At 68.2% G+C, this 18,048-nt stretch carries 17 protein-coding genes; 6 read left to right on the forward strand and 11 right to left on the reverse strand.

The features are described from left to right. Positions 1-190 precede the first annotated feature (190 nt). A complete protein-coding gene (gene mutM, locus U5817_RS03265; protein ID WP_169129960.1) occupies positions 191-1,006 on the forward strand; it encodes a bifunctional DNA-formamidopyrimidine glycosylase/DNA-(apurinic or apyrimidinic site) lyase in 816 nt (271 codons plus the stop codon). Between the two features lie 173 nt (positions 1,007-1,179). After that, positions 1,180-3,150 (forward strand): dynamin family protein, encoded by a 1,971-nt coding sequence (locus U5817_RS03270; RefSeq protein ID WP_407279702.1) that lies wholly within the window; start codon positions 1,180-1,182, stop codon positions 3,148-3,150. A gap of 107 nt (positions 3,151-3,257) precedes the next feature. On the opposite strand, the gene U5817_RS03275 is transcribed toward U5817_RS03270, so the two are convergent. From U5817_RS03275 to U5817_RS03295, 5 genes are read right to left on the reverse strand one after another with little or no spacing between them, the layout of a single operon-like run. After that, positions 3,258-3,512, reverse strand: coding sequence for a YfhL family 4Fe-4S dicluster ferredoxin (locus U5817_RS03275; protein WP_169129964.1), 255 nt, complete (start codon positions 3,510-3,512; stop codon positions 3,258-3,260). A gap of 17 nt (positions 3,513-3,529) precedes the next feature. Continuing rightward, positions 3,530-4,018, reverse strand: a complete 489-nt coding sequence (gene coaD, locus U5817_RS03280) for a pantetheine-phosphate adenylyltransferase (protein ID WP_169129966.1) — start codon at positions 4,016-4,018, stop codon at positions 3,530-3,532. Then, complete coding sequence (rsmD, locus tag U5817_RS03285; protein ID WP_407279703.1) at positions 4,015-4,554, reverse strand: 16S rRNA (guanine(966)-N(2))-methyltransferase RsmD; 540 nt, start codon at positions 4,552-4,554, stop codon at positions 4,015-4,017. The genes coaD and rsmD overlap by 4 nt, the downstream gene beginning before the upstream one ends. Continuing rightward, entirely contained in the window at positions 4,551-5,951 is a 1,401-nt protein-coding gene (locus U5817_RS03290; protein WP_407279704.1) for a M16 family metallopeptidase, read from the reverse strand. The genes rsmD and U5817_RS03290 overlap by 4 nt, the downstream gene beginning before the upstream one ends. A 1-nt stretch (position 5,952) precedes the next feature. Then, positions 5,953-7,329 (reverse strand): M16 family metallopeptidase, encoded by a 1,377-nt coding sequence (locus U5817_RS03295; RefSeq protein ID WP_407281011.1) that lies wholly within the window; start codon positions 7,327-7,329, stop codon positions 5,953-5,955. 141 nt (positions 7,330-7,470) lie between these two features. Here U5817_RS03295 and ftsY point away from each other — a divergent pair, with 141 nt between their 5' ends. From ftsY to U5817_RS03315, 4 genes are all read left to right on the forward strand, one after another. Further along, complete coding sequence (gene ftsY, locus U5817_RS03300; protein WP_169129972.1) at positions 7,471-8,544, forward strand: signal recognition particle-docking protein FtsY; 1,074 nt, start codon at positions 7,471-7,473, stop codon at positions 8,542-8,544. Beyond that, positions 8,541-9,203 (forward strand): cell division ATP-binding protein FtsE, encoded by a 663-nt coding sequence (locus U5817_RS03305; RefSeq protein WP_169129974.1) that lies wholly within the window; start codon positions 8,541-8,543, stop codon positions 9,201-9,203. Before ftsY ends, U5817_RS03305 begins: the two co-directional genes overlap by 4 nt. Beyond that, entirely contained in the window at positions 9,200-10,102 is a 903-nt protein-coding gene (gene ftsX, locus U5817_RS03310; RefSeq protein ID WP_407279705.1) for a permease-like cell division protein FtsX, read from the forward strand. Before U5817_RS03305 ends, ftsX begins: the two co-directional genes overlap by 4 nt. Before the next feature lie 204 nt (positions 10,103-10,306). Next, on the forward strand, positions 10,307-11,437 hold the full coding sequence (locus U5817_RS03315; RefSeq protein ID WP_169129978.1) for a radical SAM/SPASM domain-containing protein: 1,131 nt from the start codon (positions 10,307-10,309) through the stop codon (positions 11,435-11,437). 14 nt (positions 11,438-11,451) lie between these two features. Here the strand turns inward: U5817_RS03315 and U5817_RS03320 are convergent, their stop codons facing one another. The 6 genes from U5817_RS03320 to U5817_RS03345 all read right to left on the reverse strand — a co-directional run bounded on the left by U5817_RS03320 (position 11,452) and on the right by U5817_RS03345 (position 18,044). Continuing rightward, on the reverse strand, positions 11,452-13,164 hold the full coding sequence (locus U5817_RS03320; RefSeq protein ID WP_407279706.1) for a PAS domain S-box protein: 1,713 nt from the start codon (positions 13,162-13,164) through the stop codon (positions 11,452-11,454). 232 nt (positions 13,165-13,396) lie between these two features. Beyond that, a complete protein-coding gene (locus U5817_RS03325; protein WP_407279707.1) occupies positions 13,397-14,275 on the reverse strand; it encodes an AEC family transporter in 879 nt (292 codons plus the stop codon). Between the two features lie 50 nt (positions 14,276-14,325). Beyond that, a complete protein-coding gene (locus U5817_RS03330; protein WP_407279708.1) occupies positions 14,326-15,204 on the reverse strand; it encodes an NAD(P)-dependent oxidoreductase in 879 nt (292 codons plus the stop codon). Positions 15,205-15,253: 49 nt separating this feature from the next. Next, positions 15,254-16,513: a TRAP transporter large permease gene (locus tag U5817_RS03335; protein ID WP_407279709.1), complete on the reverse strand. Its 1,260-nt coding sequence runs from the start codon at positions 16,511-16,513 to the stop codon at positions 15,254-15,256. Beyond that, the gene (locus tag U5817_RS03340; protein WP_211167182.1) at positions 16,510-17,076 is read right to left on the reverse strand and encodes a TRAP transporter small permease; all 567 of its coding nucleotides are present in this window, start codon (positions 17,074-17,076) and stop codon (positions 16,510-16,512) included. Before U5817_RS03340 ends, U5817_RS03335 begins: the two co-directional genes overlap by 4 nt. Next, on the reverse strand, positions 17,073-18,044 hold the full coding sequence (locus U5817_RS03345) for a TRAP transporter substrate-binding protein (protein WP_407279710.1): 972 nt from the start codon (positions 18,042-18,044) through the stop codon (positions 17,073-17,075). Before U5817_RS03345 ends, U5817_RS03340 begins: the two co-directional genes overlap by 4 nt. Positions 18,045-18,048: the final 4 nt, after the last annotated feature.

Genomic DNA, 18,048 nt, shown 5'->3' on the forward strand with positions numbered 1-18,048 from the left:
GAACTTCAAACCGGCCCTGCGGTCGTGTCTGACGTATGCTGTTGCCGCGGTGCGTCGGCAGTCGTCCGTTAGAAGGCCCGAATGCGGATGCGTTCGCCCGATGTTATGCAGTTTCTTCGTTGGCGGGCAAGCGCGGCGGCTGTATGGGCCGTTTCCCGCAGTTTGTCTCCAGTGATTTCGAGTGTCGTGAATGCCTGAATTGCCTGAAGTCGAAACGACCTGCCGCGGCATACGCCCGGCGATCGACGGCCGGATCATGACCGGCGTGCGCGTGCGCAACGGCCGGCTGCGCGTGCCCGTGCCGCCCGACCTGGGCGAGCGCGTCGCCGGCGCGCCGCTGCAGGGCGTGCGGCGGCGGGCGAAGTACCTGCTGCTCGATTTTCCCGCCGGCAGCGTGATCGTGCATCTGGGCATGTCGGGCAGCCTGCGGGTGGTCGATGCGGACCAGCCGCCGGGTGTGCACGATCACGTCGATCTGGTCTTCGGCGACCGGGCGCTGCGTCTGCGCGATCCGCGGCGCTTCGGGCTGGTCGTGTGGCAGCCGGGCGATGCGCTCGCGCACCCGCTGCTCGCGCGCCTCGGCGTCGAGCCGCTCGGGGAAGAGTTCTCCGGCCCGTGGCTGCACCGTGCATTCAAGGGCGTGCGGGCGCCGATCAAGCAGGCGCTGATGGACGGCCATCGTCTCGTCGGGGTCGGCAACATCTATGCGTCGGAGAGCCTGTTCCGCGCGGGCATCCATCCGCTGGCGCCGGCCGGAAGCGTCGGGCCGCGGCGTGTGGGGCGCCTCGCCGAGGCGGTGCGCGGGACGCTGCTGGCGGCGATCGCCGCCGGGGGCAGCACACTGCGGGACTTCGTCGGCGGCGACGGGAAGAAGGGCTACTTCCAGCAGGAGTACTTCGTTTACGGCCGCGAAGGGCTGCCGTGCCGTGTGTGCGGGACGAGCGTGCAGCGGGTGGTGTGCGGCCAGCGCTCGACCTTCTTCTGCCCGCGCTGCCAGCGCATGTGACCGGAAGGGCGGCGACGATGCGTGGTCGGCCGCGGATGTCGTTCGTCGGCGCCGGCGCGCCGCCGGTCGAGCCCGTGTTCCCACGCATTGGATGGCGCCCGATTCGGCGCTATGCTCGCAGGATCTGAAACCTGTGCGCGCCCGGCCTGCGGGACCGCGCGAGCGAGACCTTCATGACCCTCGTGGATCAATTTTCCGCTTACAGCCAGTGGCGTGCCGATGCGGCGGGGGCGGTCGCGCGCCTGCGCCAGTGGCTGTCGCGCAACGAGCTCGGCGACGTGCAGGGCGACCTGCGGCTGCAGTACGTGCTCGACCGCCTGCGCGACGACAAGCTCACGGTGGCCTTCGTGGCCGAGTTCTCGCGCGGAAAGTCCGAACTCATCAATGCGATCTTCTTTTCCGCTCACGGCGATCGCGTGCTGCCGTCGAGCGCCGGGCGCACGACGATGTGCCCGACCGAACTGCAGTGGACGCCGGGTGCGCGCGCCGAGATCCGCATGCTGCCGATCCGCACGCGTGCGACGCATGCGAGCGTGAGCGAACTCAAGCAGTTCCCGGAAGAGTGGATGGTGCTGCGGCTCGATGCGGGGTCGCTCACGGACCTGCAGCAGGCTTTTGCGCGCGTCGGCGAAACCGAGCGGGTGGCGACCGAACTTGCGTCGCGCCTGGGCTTCGACATCGACGAGAAGGGCGAGACGGGCCTCAAGCCGGGGGCCGACGGCATGGTCGAGATCCCGAGCTGGCGTCACGCGGTGATCCAGTTCCCGCATCCGCTGCTCGAGCAGGGACTGGTCGTGCTCGACACGCCGGGCCTCAACGCGATCGGCGCGGAGCCGGAGCTGACCCTGTCGCTGCTGCCCAATGCCCACGCGGTGCTGTTCGTGCTGGCGGCCGATACCGGTGTCACGCAGAGCGACATGGCGGTGTGGCGCGAATACGTGCAGGGCGGGCAGAGCCGGCGCAAGGGCCGCCTCGTGGTGCTGAACAAGATCGACGGCCTGTGGGACGGGCTGCGCGATGAAGCGCAGATCGACGCGGAGATCGCGCGCCAGGTGAGCTCGGTCGCGGAGACGCTGGAGGTTCCCGAGACGACGGTGTTCCCGGTGTCGGCACAGAAGGGGCTGGTGGGACGGATTTCCGGCGATGCCGCGCTGGTCGAGCGCAGTCGTCTGGGCGAGCTGGAACGAGCGCTGGCCGAGGACCTGCTGCCGACCAAGCAGGTGATCGTGCGCGACAGCACCCTCGCGGAGGTCGACGACCTGGTGACGCAGACCGATAGGCTGCTCGGCGCGCGGCTCAGCGGCTTGCGCGAGCAGCTGCAGGAGCTGACCGACCTGCGCGGCAAGAACCAGAGCGTGATCGAGTACATGATGCGCAAGATCCGCAGCGAGAAGACGGAGTTCGAGCAGGGGCTGCAGAAGTATTACGCGGTGCGCAGCGTGTTCTCGACGCTGACAAACAACCTGCTGGGGCATCTGGGCATGGATGCGCTGCGCGACGAGACGCGGCGCACGCGCGAGGCGATGCTGGAATCGACCTTCACGAAGGGCCTGCGCCAGGCGATGGAGAGTTTCTTCTTTTCGCTGCGCGGCAACCTGGCGCGCTCGGCGGACGAGATCGCCGAGATCACGCGCATGCTCGACAGCATGTACAAGCGCTTCAGCGTCGAGCACGGGCTCAAGCTCGCGGCGCCCGAGGCCTTCTCGACGCTGCGCTACGAGCGCGAACTCGACCGGCTCGAGTCGGCCTTCAACCGCCAGATCAACTCCGCGCTGGCGCTGGTGACGACCGAGAAGCACACGCTGACGCAGAAGTTCTTCGAGACCGTGGCGGTCGAGGCGCGGCGGACCTTCGAGGTGGCGAACCGCGACGTCGAGCAGTGGCTGCGCGCGGTGATGTCGCCGCTGGAGACGCAGGTGCGCGAGTACCAGCTGCAGTTGAAGCGCCGCCTCGAGAGCGTCAAGCGCATCCATCAGGCGACCGATACGCTGGAGGAGCGCGTCGCGGAACTGGAGCAGGCCGAAGCGGCCATGCTCGCACAACTGGCGGAACTGAAGGAGATCGCCGGCGGTATCCACGCGGCGCTGGGGGCGGCGGCGCCGGTCGCGGCCGACGCCGCGATGATGCAGGGGCGCGCGGCCTGAGTGCCCCGGGGGCCGGGGACGCATGTCGCCCCGGGGGGGGGCGTGAACGAAAAAGCGGACCGTTTCGGTCCGCTTTTTCGTGAATCCTCCGGCGCCGGCCGGGGAGTTCAGGCCTTGTTGCCGGTCAGGCGGACGAACTTCTCCATCAGCTGTTCCTTGGTCTCGACCACATCCGGGTTGAGCGGGATACAGTCGACCGGGCAGACCTGCTGGCACTGCGGCTCGTCGAAGTGGCCGACGCACTCGGTGCACTTGTTCGGATCGATCTCGTAGATCTCGTCACCCTGCGAGATCGCGCCATTGGGACATTCCGGCTCGCACACATCGCAGTTGATGCATTCGTCCGTAATCATCAGAGCCATCTTTCAATTCCTCGTATTCACTTCACTGAAACTTTCTGCAGCAGCCGCTGATAGACGGCCGGCTGCACGAACTTGCTGACATCGCCACCCAGGCGGGCGATTTCGCGCACCATCGTGGCCGAGATGAACATGTATTCCTCCGCCGGCGTCAAGAATACCGTTTCGACGTCGGGGAAGAGTTTCCGGTTCATTCCGGCCATCTGGAATTCGTACTCGAAGTCCGACACGGCCCGCAGGCCGCGCAGGATCAGGCGCGCGTTCTGGGCGCGCAGGAAATCCATGAGCAGGCCGTCGAAGCCGATGACGTCCACGTTGCCGAACGGCGCCACGACCTCGCGGGCGATCTCGACGCGTTCGGCGAGCGTGAAGATCGGCCCCTTGCCGCGGCTTTCGGCGACGGCGACGACCACCTTGTTGAACAGCAGCGACGCGCGCCGCACGAGATCCTCGTGCCCGCGCGTGAAGGGGTCGAAGGTCCCCGGATAGATCGCCACCCCTTCCCTCATTCCTGCCTCCCATGCAGAAGATGAAAATGCACCTGGCCGGCGCGGCCCGCCTTGACCGTGCTCAATCCTGCCAGTTCAGTCACTGCTGTTTCAGATTCGGCGTAAATCCAGCCGTCCGGCTTCAGCACCCGGCCGAGCCAGGGCTCCAGCCGCTCGAGCCAGCCCTGGTTGTAGGGCGGATCGAGGAACACCACGTCGAACCTGTCGGAGGTGGTTTGCGCGAATTTTAGCGCATCGCCGCGAATGAGCTCCACCTGCGATGCTTGCAGGGTCATTGCGGCCTGGCGCAGTGCCGCGAAGGCGCGCGCGTCCGACTCCACGATCACGACACGCTCGGCCCCGCGCGAGGCCGCCTCGAAGCCGAGGATGCCCGAGCCGCCGAAGAGGTCGAGGCAGCTGAGGCCGTCCAGGTCCTGCCCCAGCCAGTTGAACAGCGTCTCGCGCACGCGGTCCGGTGTCGGGCGCAGGCCGGGGACGTGCGCGACTTCAAGGAGACGCGAACGCCATGCGCCGCCGACGATGCGAACCCGACTCACTTGCCGTGGCCTGCCTTCTTCGCCGCAGGGGCTGCGCTGCCCGTGCCGTTGTCGCCGTCGCCGCCAGCGACCACCGTGACGAGGTGCTCCGCCTTGACGCGGCGGGCGAAGGCGTCGCGTACCGATTCCACGGTGACCGCCGCGACCTTCTTCGGGTAGGTCTCGAGCCAGTCGAGCGGCAGCTGGTAGAAGGCGATCATGCCGACGTAGTCGAGGATCTTGCGGTTGGAGTCGAGGCGCAGGCCGAAGCCATTCACCATGTTGTCGCGCGCGGCCTTGAGCTCGGCGGGCGTCGGTCCCTTGGCGACGAAGTCGTCGAGGACGCCGTTGATGACCTTGAGTGCCTCCTCCGCCTGGCTGCCGCGGGTCTGCAGGCCGATCTCGAAGGGGCCGGCGACGCGCAGCGGCATGAAGTAGCTCGACACGCTGTAGGCGAAGCCGCGCTTCTCGCGCACTTCCCTGGTCAGGCGCGACACGAAGCCGCCGCCGCCGAGCACGTAGTTGCCGACGAGCAGCGGGAAGTAGTCCGGATCGTCGCGGCTCATGCCGGGCATGCCCATCAGGATGTGGGCCTGCGCCGAGGGGTGGGCGATGTGCTCGCTGCTGCGTGCGGGCAGTTGCGGTGCGGCGATCGGCGCGGGCGCGGTGCCGGCGGGGAGGCCCTCGGTGAGCTGGCGTGCGATGGCATCGGCCTCGTCGCGGCTGACGTCGCCGACGATGGTCACCGCGGCGCTGCCTGCGGTGTAGTGGGTGCGGTGGAAGGCCTGCAGCTGGTCGCGCGTGATGGCTTGCAGCGATTCCACGGTGACGGAGCGGCCGTAGGGGTGGCTGCCGTAGATCATCGCCATGAAGCGGCGCGACGCGAGGGTGTCGGGCTGGGTGAGCGATTCCTTGAGGCCGGCGATTGCGCGCGCGCGTTCGCGTTCGAGGATGTCGGCAGGGAAGGTCGGCTTTGCGAGCAGGCGGGCGGCGAGCGCGATCGCGGCATCGCGCTCGGCGGCGCTTGACAGCGTGCGCACCGACAGCGTCGCCATGTCGGTGTCGGCCCCGCCGCCGATGCGCGCGCCGGTGTCGGCGATGCGCTCGGCGATCTCCTGCTCGTTCAGCCCTTCGGTGCCGGCGTCGAGCAGGCTGCGGGTGAGGCTGGCGACGCCCGTGGCGCCGTCGGGTTCGTAGGCGCTGCCGGCGGGGAAGGAGATCTGGATGTCGATGAGGGGCAGCGCGTGGCTCTCGACGAAATACACGCGCGCGCCGGTTGCGGCGTTCCAGTGCTTGATGTCCGGGCCGGCGGCGGCGTTCGGGCTCGCGAGCGGGCCGAGCAGGGCCGCGAGGGCGAGCAGGGTGCGGAACGGACGGAAATTTGGACGGAAGAACGCGGTCATGGGCTTCGTCTGCATGTCAGTGCCTCGCTCCCGGGGCGGCCGCGCGCGGCTTCGCGTCGGCGGGCAGCGGCAGCGGGTCGAGGCGGGCGCGGGTGAGGGTGTTGTCGGTGAAGTACTTGCGGGCGACGGCCTGGACGTCCTCGGCGGTGACCTTGCGGATGCCTTCGAGGAGCTTGTCGTCGTCGCGCCAGGACAGGCCGGTGGCTTCGAGGAAACCGATCTCCATCGCCTGGCCCATCAGCGAGTCGCGCTTGTAGACCTGGCCGGCGACGGTCTGCGTCTTGACCCGGCGCAGTTCGTCCTCGGCGACGCCTTCCTTCTGGATGCGTTCGATCTCGGCGCGCAGCGCGGCCTCCACGTCTGCGACGGTCTTGCCGGCGGCGGGGGAGCCGTCCATGACGAAGAGCTGCGGGCCGCGCCCGGTGCCGTCGTAGCCGGCGCCGGCGGATACGGCGACCTGGTTCTCGCGCACCAGGCGGCGCGGCAGGCGGGCGCCGTCGTAGCCGTCGAGGATTGCGGCGAGTACTTTCAGCGCGTGCACGTCGCGGTCGTTCTCGGGGTCGCGCAGCGTCGGCGCGCGCCATGCGAGCGCGAGGTAGGGCAGCTCGGCGGGCGCCTTCACGACGGTCTCGCGCGGTCCGAGCTGCTCGGGCTCGGTGGTGATGCGTCGCGGCGGCAGCGGGCGCGCCTTGATCGCGCCGTAGTGCTTGCGCGCCATGTCGAACACGGACTTGTGATCGACGTCGCCGACCACCACCAGGCGCGCGTTGTTCGGCGTGTACCACGTCTTGTGCCACTTGCGCGCGTCTTCCGCGGTCATCGTGTCGAGGTCCGTCATCCAGCCGATGATCGGGCGCCCGTAGGGGTTGGCCTGGAACGCGGTCGCCATCAGCTGTTCGCTGACGAGCGAGCGCGGCTGGTCGTCCGTGCGCAGGCGGCGCTCTTCCTTCACGACGTCGAGCTCGGGCTTGAAGTTGGCGTCGGTGATCTTCAGGTTGCTCATGCGGTCGGCTTCGAGCTGCATCACGTCTGCGAGGCGCGCGGACGGAATCTGCTGGAAGTAGGCCGTGTAGTCGTGCGAGGTGAAGGCGTTGTCGCGGCCGCCGACCGCGGCGACGCGCTTGTTGAATTCGCCCGGACCGACCTTGTCGGTGCCCTTGAACATCATGTGCTCGAGCAGGTGGGCGATGCCGGAGACCCCGGCGGGCTCGTCCATCGCGCCGACGCCGTACCACACCATGTGGACGACGGACGGGGCGCGGCGGTCTTCCTTGACGATGATCTTCATGCCGTTCGCAAGCGTGGTCTCGTACGGATTGGCTTGCAGGGGGCCGGCCGCCACGGCGAATGCGGCGGCCACGAGTGCGGCGCGTGGAAAGGTCTGGCGAAACATGGACATGTCCTGCATCTGGTAGAATTTGCGGTTCACGTCGCCCGTGGTTCGGGCATCCGATTCGACGCGAAGCCGCATCTTAGCGTTATTGGCGGCTCGGCGTCCGCCGTCGTTAAAACCTCACAACAGACCCGAGTGAGCATGTTTGGTTTCCTGAAGAAGTCCCCGAAGCCCGAGCCGGTCGAGCAACCGCAGGCCGAGGTCGCGCCGTCCGCCACGCCGTCCGCGCCCGCATCGGTGCCTGCGCCGGTGGTCGAGCCCGCGCCCGAGCCGGTGGTCAAGCGTTCCTGGGCGGAGCGGCTGAAGGCGGGCCTGTCCCGCACGCGCCAGCAGATCGGCGGCGGCCTTGCGAGCCTGTTCGGGCTGCGCAAGATCGACGAGGATCTGCTCGAAGAGCTCGAGACGACGCTGCTGATGGCCGATTGCGGCGTCGAGGCGACGCAGCATCTGTTGGATGAGCTGCGCAAGCGCTGGAAGCGCGACAAGCTCGAGACTGCCGACCAGTTGCAGAAGGCGCTCGCCGACGAGCTGCTGGCGCTGCTGCAGCCGCTCGAGCAGCCGCTCGAGGTGACGGGGCATTCGCCCTACATCATCATGATTGCGGGTGTGAATGGCTCCGGGAAGACGACCTCGATCGGCAAGCTGGCGAAGTATTTCCAGTCGCAGGGCAAGAGCGTGCTGCTCGCGGCCGGCGACACCTTCCGCGCGGCGGCGCGCGAGCAGCTCATGACCTGGGGCGAGCGCAACAACGTCACCGTGATCGCGCAGGAGGGCGGCGATGCCGCGGCGGTGATCTTCGATGCGATCAACGCGGCGAAGGCGCGCGGCATCGACGTCGTGCTGGCGGACACCGCGGGGCGGCTGCCGACGCAGCTCCACCTGATGGAGGAGATCGCCAAGGTGCGTCGCGTGATCGCGAAGGCCGAGCCGACCGGGCCGCACGAGGTGCTGCTGGTGCTCGACGCGAACATCGGCCAGAACGCGCTGGCGCAGGTGAAGGCCTTCGATGCCGCGATCGGCGTTACCGGACTGGTCGTCACCAAGCTCGACGGCACGGCCAAGGGCGGCGTGCTCGCGGCGATCGCACGCCAGTATCCGCGACCGCTGCGCTTCATCGGCGTCGGCGAGGGTATCGACGACCTGCAGCCGTTCAAGGTGCGCGAGTTCGTCGATGCGCTGTTCGAACCCGTCGCAGGAGCCGGCGGCGCGGCATGATCGTCTTCAACGAAGTCGTGAAGCAGTACCCTGGCGGCTATACGGCGCTGGCCGGGGTCAGTTTCGAGATCCGCCACGGTGAGCTGGCGGTGCTGTCGGGCCACTCGGGGGCGGGCAAGAGCACGCTGCTGAAGCTGATCGCCGCGATCGAGCGGCCGACTTCGGGCAGCGTGAGCATCAACGGACAGGACGTCTCGGCGCTGCGCCCGCGCGCGATTCCCTACCTGCGCCGCAATCTCGGCCTGGTGCTGCAGGAGCACCGCCTGCTGTACGACCGCAGCGTGTACGACAACGTGATGCTGCCGCTGGTCATCACCGGCCATCCGCCGCGCGATGCGGCCAAGCGGGTGGCGGCGGCGCTCGAGCGCGTCGGCTTGTCCGGGCGCGGGCGCGAGATGCCGGCGGGTCTGTCGGGGGGCGAGCAGCAGCGTGTGGCGATCGCGCGTGCGATCGTGAATCGCCCGTCCATCCTGATCGCCGACGAGCCGACCGCGCATCTCGACACGGCCTACGCGAACGAGATCGCAAGCCTGTTCAAGTCCTTCAATGCCGCGGGGGTCACGGTGCTGGTGTCGACGCACGACGAGCGCCTGTTCGCGCAGCACAGCCCGCGCCGGCTGGTGCTGCACAAGGGGCTGCTGCAGGGGGCGGGCGCATGATGAACTGGTTCTATCTTCACGGGCGGGCCTTTGCGCAGGCGCTGCGGCGCCTCGCCTCGCAGCCGCTGGGCACGCTGCTGTCGGCGCTGGTGGTGGGCATCGCGCTGTCGCTGCCGGCGGCGGGCTACCTGCTGATCGACAACGTCGCGTCGCTGGCGCGCGGGGTGTCCGGCACGCCGGAGATCAGCGTGTTCATGAAGCAGGATGCGTCGGCCGAGGACATCGCGGCGGCCGAGAAGCGGCTGCGCGGCGATGTGCAGCTCGCGGGGTATCGGCATGTGACGAAGGACGAGGCCCTGCGCCAGCTCGAGAAGAGCGGGCTGGGCGACGTGCTCGGCGGGCTGACCGCGAATCCGCTGCCGGATGCCTTCATCGTGACGCCCCGCGGCGAGGATCCGGCCGTCTACGACAGCCTGCACGCGCGCTTCGCCGCCTGGCCGGGAGTGGCCCACGTGCAGCTCGATTCCGCGTGGGTGAAGCGCCTGCACGCGCTGCTGGGACTGGGCCGTTCGGCAGTGTTGCTGCTCGCGGGCCTGCTGGGTTTTGCGCTGGTGATCGTGACCTTCAACACGATCCGGCTGCAGATCCTCACGCAGCGCCACGAGATCGACGTGAGCCGCCTGCTGGGGGCGACCGACCCCTTCATCCGCCGTCCGTTCTACTGGTTCGGGAGCCTGCAGGGCCTGCTCGGCGGGTGCGTGGCGCTGGCGACGGTGTGGGCGACGGTGCAGGCGCTGGGCCGCCCCGTCGCGAGCTTGGCGGAGACCTACGGCGCGGTGTTCGCGCTGAGCGGGCCGGGGCCTCTGGAGAGCGCGGCGATCCTCGGTTTCGCGGTCTTGCTCGGCTGGCTCGGCAGCGCGATTTCGGTGCGTCGGCATCTGGCGGAAAGGCTGCGCTGAGACGACGGGCGGTCGTGTGGGAGCGGCTTCAGCCGCGAATCGACGCTTGTCGGGCGTGAACGGTTGATTCGCGGCCGAAGCCGCTCCCACAGAGAAAGGCTTCCGGAGTGCGCGTGCGATGACCCACCCCGCATTGCGCGGTCCCCGCTATAATCTCCGCCCCCAATGTTGGGGGTAAATCTTTCTTCGGAATCGGACTCGCACATGAATGCGCCGGAACTGCGTTCGCCCATCGTCGGCAATCGCGTCGAGCTGAACATCTTCACGACGTTGACCTGCAACCTGAAGTGCTCGTACTGCTCCATCGCGGTCGGCGATGTCGTCGGTTCGCAGGGCAAGGCGCAGTATTCGCTCGACACGTTGGATGCCTTCGTCGCAACGCATCTCGCGGACAAGGAGATCTACGTCACCTTCTACGGCGGCGAGCCGACGCTCAACATCCCCTTCATCGTCGGCCTGATGGAGCGTCACCCGACCTGGCGCTACCAGCTGCAGACCAACGGGACGCTGCTGCACCGCCTGCCCGACGCTGTGCTGGCGAAGCTCTCCAACGTGCTGGTGTCGGTGGATGGCGCGGAGCACACGACCGACCATTACCGTGGGCGAGGGGTGTATCGCAAGGTCACGTCCAACATCGAGAAGATCCGCCCAAAGCTCGGCGGCAAGCTCACCGCGCGCGTGACCTGGGGGCACGAGGACATCAGCTTCGAGGAACTCGACAGCCTGCTGCCGACCTTCGATTACGTTTACTGGCAGTTCGCCCAGGCGCACGGCTTTTATCGTCCCGAACACATGCGCCGCAAGAAGGAGGCGCTGGTGCAGCTGATCGACAAGTTCTTCGCCGTCGACGGCCTGTATCCGTTCATCCCGTTGATGGGCACGGTGCGCAACAAGGTGCTGCCGTCGCGGGCGCGTGAGGCGTGCAGCGGGCACACGCAGTGCCGTTCGTCTACGCACATCCTCAACATCCTGCCGGACGGGCGCATCTTCCCGTGCCCGGACCTGACGCATCTTCCCGAGTTGCAGAGCGGCGACCTGAACGCCAACTGGCTGAAGCCGAGCCCGCTGCAGCCGGCGCCCGAGATGCCGTGCGAGGGCTGCGAGGCGTTGTCCTTCTGCCGCCGCAACTGCATGAAGAATCTGTACGTCGGGTATGTGCAGGACGATGTGCCCTACCGCGAGCGGGTGGTGGAGCCGATCTGCGAGCTGGTCAAGTTCATGGGCGCGGAGATCGACCGGCGCGACCCGCACGCGTGGTACGCGCGGGCGACGCTGCCGGTGCGGCGCGAGATCTCGGACTGCGAGATCTACGAGTATGTCGAGGTCATGCCCTGAGGATGCCTTGAGGCCTACATCGACGGGGTGTCGAGGACTTCGCGCACCATCTGCGCGAGGTCCTCGATCACGTAGGGCTTGCTGATCATGCGGAACTCGCCGGGGATCGCCTCCAGTTCCAGCAGCGCATTGCCGGTGTAGCCCGAGGTGTAGAGCAGTCGCAGGTCCGGGCGCAGTCGCCGCGCGCGCCGGGCAATCTCGGGGCCGTTCATGCCGCCGGGCAGGACCACGTCGGTGAACAGCAGGTCGATGCCGGGGTCCTGGGCGAGGAGCGCGAGCGCCGTCCTGCCCTCGGCGGCCTGCAGGATGCGGTAGCCGAGCGCGCCGAGCACGCGGCATACGAGTTCGCGCACCTTGTCCTCGTCTTCGACCACGAGGATGGTCTCGTTGCCGGACGCGTCGGGACGGGGGGCGGGCGCGTCGGCAGGCCGCGCGCCCGCTGGGCGGGCGATGACCGGCAGGAAGAGCTTCACCGTGGTGCCGGTGTCCGGCTCGCTGTAGATCTTCACGTGGCCGCCGGACTGTTTCACGAAGCCGTACACCATCGCGAGGCCGAGGCCGCTGCCCTTGCCGGTTTCCTTGGTCGTGAAGAAGGGGTCGAAGGCGCGCTGGACGACTTCCGGCGGCATGCCGCAGCCGGTGTCCGAGACGGCCAGCATCACGTAGGCGCCTGGTTTCACGTCGCCTTCGAGCGCCGCGTAGTGTTCGTCGAGACTCATGGCGCCGGTCTCGATCGTCAGCGAGCCGCCCTCGGGCATCGCGTCGCGTGAATTGACTGCGAGGTTGAGCAGCGCCGATTCGAGTTGGGTGACATCCGCGAGCGCGGCCGGCAGGTCCGTGGCGGCGTGGAACTTGATGTTGATGTGCTCGCCGAGACTGCGCTGCAGCAGGCTGGTCATGCCGGCGACGAGGTCGTTGAGGTCCAGCGGCACAGGGGCCAGGCGCTGCTTGCGCGAGAAGGCGAGCAGGCGCCGGTTGAGCTCGGCGCCGCGCCAGGATGCATCCATCGCGCCCTTGATGAGCTCGGCCGCCGCGGGGTCGTCCTGCACGCGGCGCGCGAGGAGCTGCAGGTTGCCCATCACCACCGTCAACAGGTTGTTGAAATCGTGTGCGATGCCGCCGGTGAGCTGCCCGACGGCTTCCATCTTCTGTGCCTGATGGAGCGCGCGCTCGGCCGTGGCACGCTCCTCCATCTCCGACTGCAGGGCGCGATTGGCCTGCTCGAGTTCGGCGGTGCGTTCGCGCACACGCAGTTCGAGCTCGTCGCGTGCCTGGCGCAGCGCCTCCTGGGCGGCGCGGCGCTCGCTGATGTCGCGGATCGCGGCCGAGATCAGTACGTTGTCGCCGTTGCCGAGGGGGCTGAGGCTGATCTCGATCGGCACCTGCGAGCCGTCCTTGCGCTGGCCGGCGAGGTCCAGCCCGGTGCCCATCGGGCGCACGCTGGGTTGGCGGATATAGGCGTTGCGTTTGCCGACGTGGTTGCCACGCAATTGCTGCGGCACCAGCATCTCGATCGACTGGTCGACGAGCTCTTCGCGCGCGTAGCCGAAGAGCCGCTCGGTCTGGGCATTGACGAGGATGATGCGACCGTCGGCGTCCACGACGACGATGGCATCGGGGGCGGTCTCGATGAGCTGGCGGGCACGCTCCGCGGTCGCGCGGCTGCGCGCGAGCTCGGCTTCCAGGCGTGCGATCTCCTCTGCGTGCGAAGTGCCGGGTCCTTCCATCGTCTCCTCTCCGGGCAGTGTGGCGGGACGTGCGGGTGATCCGTGCTCGCGAGCCGGCGCCGCCGCCCTGTTCTCATGAGGCGCGCCTGTTGTTGATCCGCCGCGGCGGGGATCGGTTCCCGCAGCGGCCGGGGGCGCCTACTCCGAACATCGTAGTCCAGGCGCTCGGCGGACGGGACGCAAATGTGAGCTGTGGTGCGATATTGTGCGCGTTCTCGGCTCGCGCCCGCGATCAGGCGGAAAGCCGGATCGCCAGCGCGGCCGGGATGAATGCGAGGGCGGCGACGTTGCCCATGATCACGATCGACGCGACCTTCTGCGGCTCCTGGCCATAGCGTTCGGCGAACATGAAATTGAGGACGGCCGGAGGCAGGGCGCCGAACAGCAGGAGCACGTCCGTCTCCGCGGAGGACAGGCCGAAGCTGAGGCAGAACAGCCAGGCGATCAGCATGCCGGTGAGCGGCGTCGCGACGGCGCCGACGAGGCCGATGCGCCATTCGGCGAAGGGCGCGGTGTTCAGGCGCACGCCGAGCGAGAAGAGCATGAGCCCGGTCGATACGTCGGCGATCACCTTGACCCCGGACATGAGCGGCGGCCACAGCGCGAAGCCCGACAGGCTCACCAGGATGCCCGCCATGCCGGCGGCGAAGACGGGTTCGCGGAACAGCTTCCACAGCTTCACGTTGTGCCCGAGCCACCAGGTCGAGATCGTGAAGTGCAGGACGTTCTCGATCAGGAAGAGGATCACGGCGGCCGGCAGGGCGCGCTCGCCAAAGGCCAGCAACAGGAGCGGCAGGCCCATGTTGCCGGCGTTCTTGAACATCATCGGCGGCAGCAGCGTCTTGGGCGAATAGCCCATCAGCCGCGCGATCGGCCAGCCGAGCAGGCCCGAGCCGAGTACGATCACCGCGCCGCCGAGGGCGATCATCTTCACCTCGGCGAACTCGAAGGACCGTCCGGCCAGCGCCAGGAACACCAGCGCCGGCACGAACACCTCCATGTTGACCTGGTTGGTCGCGATCATGTCGGGCCGGTGGCGGCGGCCGTAGAGGTAGCCGACGACGATGACGGCGAAGATCGGGAAGACGATGCTGACGATCTGGATGAGCATGGGCGTTTCCCGCTTCGCCTTGTGCGCGCCGAAGGCGGAAGCGGTGGGTGTCAGGTCAGGCCGTTCAGGCGGTGGTAGCTGCGGATGACCTGGCTGTCGTCGGCCCGGCCTTCACCACGTCCGGACGTGGCGAGGAACATCTGGTGTGCGACCGCCGCGATGGGCAGCGCGGCCTTGGCCTCGCGTCCGGCCTCCAGGACGATGCCCATATCCTTGACGAAGATGTCGACGGCGCTGCTGACTTCCGGCTCGGCCTGCAGCATGCGCGGGCCGCGGTCCTTGAGCATCCAGCTCGATGCCGCGGAGCCGCCCATGATCTCCAGCAGCACGTTCAGGTTGATGCCGACCTTCGCCGCGAGCGAGAAGGCTTCGGCGACGACGGCGATATGCACGCCGCACAGCAGCTGATTTACCGTCTTGACCGTCGCGCCCTGGCCGGGGCGCTCGCCCACGTGGAAGATGCGCTGGCCGATCGCCTGGAAGACGGGCTGCATCGTCTCGAAGCTTGCGCGCTCGCAGGCGGCCATGATGGTGAGCGAGGCCGCGATGGCCCCGGCGGTGCCGCCCGACACGGGCGCGTCGACGAAGCGCCGCCCGGCGGCGTCCACCCGCTCGGCGATGTGCGCGACGGCCCCCGGCGGACAGGTCGCCATCAGGCACACGATGCCGCCCTCAGGCAGGGCCCGCAGTGCGCCGTCGGCAAAGAGCACCTGCTCGGCCTGGGCGGCGTTGATGACCATCAGTATCAGCACGTCGGCGCCGTGGGCCGCAGCGGCCGCGCCGGGTGTGCGCTCGCCGCCGGCCGCCGCCAGCGCGTCGAGCGCCCCGGGATTGATGTCGATGCCGCGGACGCGGTAGCCGCGGGCGAGGAGATTGCGCGCCATGGGCATGCCCATCGCGCCGAGGCCGGCGAATGCGATCGTCGTCATGGTTGTCCTTCGGGCAAGGGACCCCGCGCGCGACGGGGTCCCGATGGAGTCAGTAGAGGGTGAAGGCGGGCACGTAGGAGATGAGCACCAGCACCGTTACGGCGACCAGGTAGAACGGCCACAGCTCGCGGACGATCTTGCCGACCGGCTCGCGCGAGATCGCCGCCGAGATGAACAGCGTCGTGCCCACGGGCGGCGTGAAGAGGCCGATGCTCAGATTGACCGCCATCATGATGCCGAGCTGGACGAGATCGAGGCCGATCGCGTTGCCGATCGCGACGAAGGTCGGGCCGAGCAGCAGGATCGCGGCGGGCAGGTCGAGGAACATGCCGACCACCAGCATGATCAGGTTCAGCATCAGGATGATCATGACCGGCGACTGGAGCACGCTCACGGTCCATTCGGCCACTGCCGTCGGCACGGACTCGACGGTGAGCACGTAGCCGACGAGGTTCGACGCCGCGATCACCAGCATCACGACGCCGGTCGTCAGCGCGGTATGCACGAGCGCATCGTAGAGCCTGCGCAGGGTCAGGTCGCGATACACGAGTGCGCTGACGAGCAGGCCATACGAGACCGCGATCACACTGACCTCGGTCGGGGTCGCGATGCCGGCGCGCAGCAGCACGACGATGAAGGCCGGCATCGCGAGCGCCGGAGCCGCGGCGACCGTGGCGCGCAGGATGTCGCGCAGCGTGATCTTCTCGGTGAGCCGCTTGAAGCCGCGCAGCCGTCCCGAGAGATAGCAGGTCAGCATGAAGCCGCTGCATAGCAGCAGGCCCGGCAGGATGCCGGCGAGGAACAGCGAGGCGATCGACTCGTTGGACACCGCGGCGAACAGGATCAGCGGGATCGACGGCGGGATCAGGCCGGCGATCACCGACGACGAGGCGGTGGCCGCGGCGGCGAACGCGCCGGGATAGCCTTCGCGCTTCTGCCACGGGATCAGCATCGAGCCGAGCGCGGACGCTTCGGCGACCGCGGAACCGGACACGCCGCCAAACACCGTCGAACCGACCACCGTGACTTGCCCGAGACCGCCGTGGAAGCGGCCGACGAGCGAGGTGGCGAAGTGGATCAGCCGCTTGCCGAGCGTGCCGCCCATCATCAGGTTTCCGGACAGCATGAAGAACGGGATCGCCAGTAGCGGGAAGCTCTGCGTCGGCTGGAAGATCTTCACGACCGCGGCGACGCTCGGCATTTCGCCGACGGTGATCGCCGCGAGGCCGGAGCTGATCACCAGTGCGTAGCCGACGGGGAGGGCCAGGGCGAGCAGGGCCCCGAACACCAGGATCATCATGAGGGTCATACGTCCTCCTCGATGTTGTGTGCGCGCACGGCAAGCGGGTCGCTCGCCACCAGCAGATGCACGAAAGTCGTCAGCGCCGTGATCCCGAGGCCGACGAAGCCCGCGATCAGCGCGAGATACGCCCAGCGCGCAGAGATGCCGGTGACCGGAAACTCCTCGCTGCCGGTGATTTCGATGACGTCGAGACCGACCCAGGCGAGATAGAAGAAGGTCGCGGCGACCAGGACCTGCTGCCCGAGCAGCAGCACGCGGTTACCCTTGCGGCCCAGCAGGGTGTTGAGCGCGGTGACCGCGATGTGCTGGCCGCGCTGCGCCGCCAGCACGATGCCGCTCATGACCAGCCACGGGAACAGGATGTTGGGCATTTCGGTCGGCCAGCCCATGCCCTGGTTGGTGAGGTAGCGGACGATCACCTCGGCCATCAGCGAGACGAACATCGCGACGAGCGAGCCGACGGCGATCGCGACGCTCGCCGCCACGATCGCGCTGTCCACCCACTTCACCACCGGAGCTGCGAAACCGGCTGGCTCCACAACGTGGGGAGAGGAGTGAGCGGCAGTCATTGCTTGCCCGCCTCGGCAACGATCAGCTTGACGAGGTCGGGGTACTGTTGCGCCCACTTGTCATAGACCGGCTTGGTCTTCGCGGCAAAAGCCGCCTGATCGACGTCGTTGATCTTCACGCCGGCGTCGGCGAGCTTCTTGCGCAGATCGGCGTCGGCCGCGAGCGACATCTGGCGGTTCAGCGTGCCGGCTTCGACCGCGGCCTCCTTCACGGCCTGCTGGTCCGCCTTCGAGAGGCCGTCCCACACCATCTTGCTCGCCAGCAGCGGCGTGGTCTCGTACTTGTGGCCGGTGAGCGAGATGTACTTCTGGACCTCATGCAGCTTGGACGAGTAGATGTTCATCAGCGGGTTCTCCTGGCCGTCGAAGACGCCTTGCTGGAGCGCGATGTAGAGCTCGGAGAAGGCGAGCGGGCCGGGGTTCGCGCCCAGCGACTTGAAGATGTCGAGGGTGATCGGGTCCGGCGGCGTGCGCACCTTGATGCCGGCGAGGTCCTCCGGTTTCACGATCGGCCGCTTGTTGTTGCTGGTGTGGCGGATGCCGTTGTCCCACAGCGCGAGGACGACGAGTCCTTTCTTGCGGGCAAGCTCATCGAGCTTCGCGCCGACCGGGCCGTCGACGACGCGGTAGGCGTGATTGAGGTCGCGGAACAGGAAGGGCAGGCCGATGACCGAGAATTCCTGGACGACGCCCGAGGTCGCTCCCTGCGAATTCGCGCTGAAGGCGAGCGTGCCCAGGCGCATGTTGGTCAGCGACTCCGTGTCGTCGCCGAACTGTGCGCTGCCGCCGACTTCCACCTTGACGCGCCCGCCGGTCTTCTGCGCGACGAGTTCGGCGAATTTCTTGGACGCCTCGGCCTTCGGGTTGCCGGGCGCGGCGTTGTGCGACAGGCGCAGCACCTGTTGCGCCCAGACGGGGGTGGCGGCCAGTGCGAGGCCGGCTGCGATCGCGATCAAGGTCTTTTTCATGAGG

The organism is Aromatoleum evansii (assembly GCF_045689615.1).
Classification (GTDB): Bacteria; Pseudomonadota; Gammaproteobacteria; order Burkholderiales; family Rhodocyclaceae; genus Aromatoleum; species Aromatoleum evansii.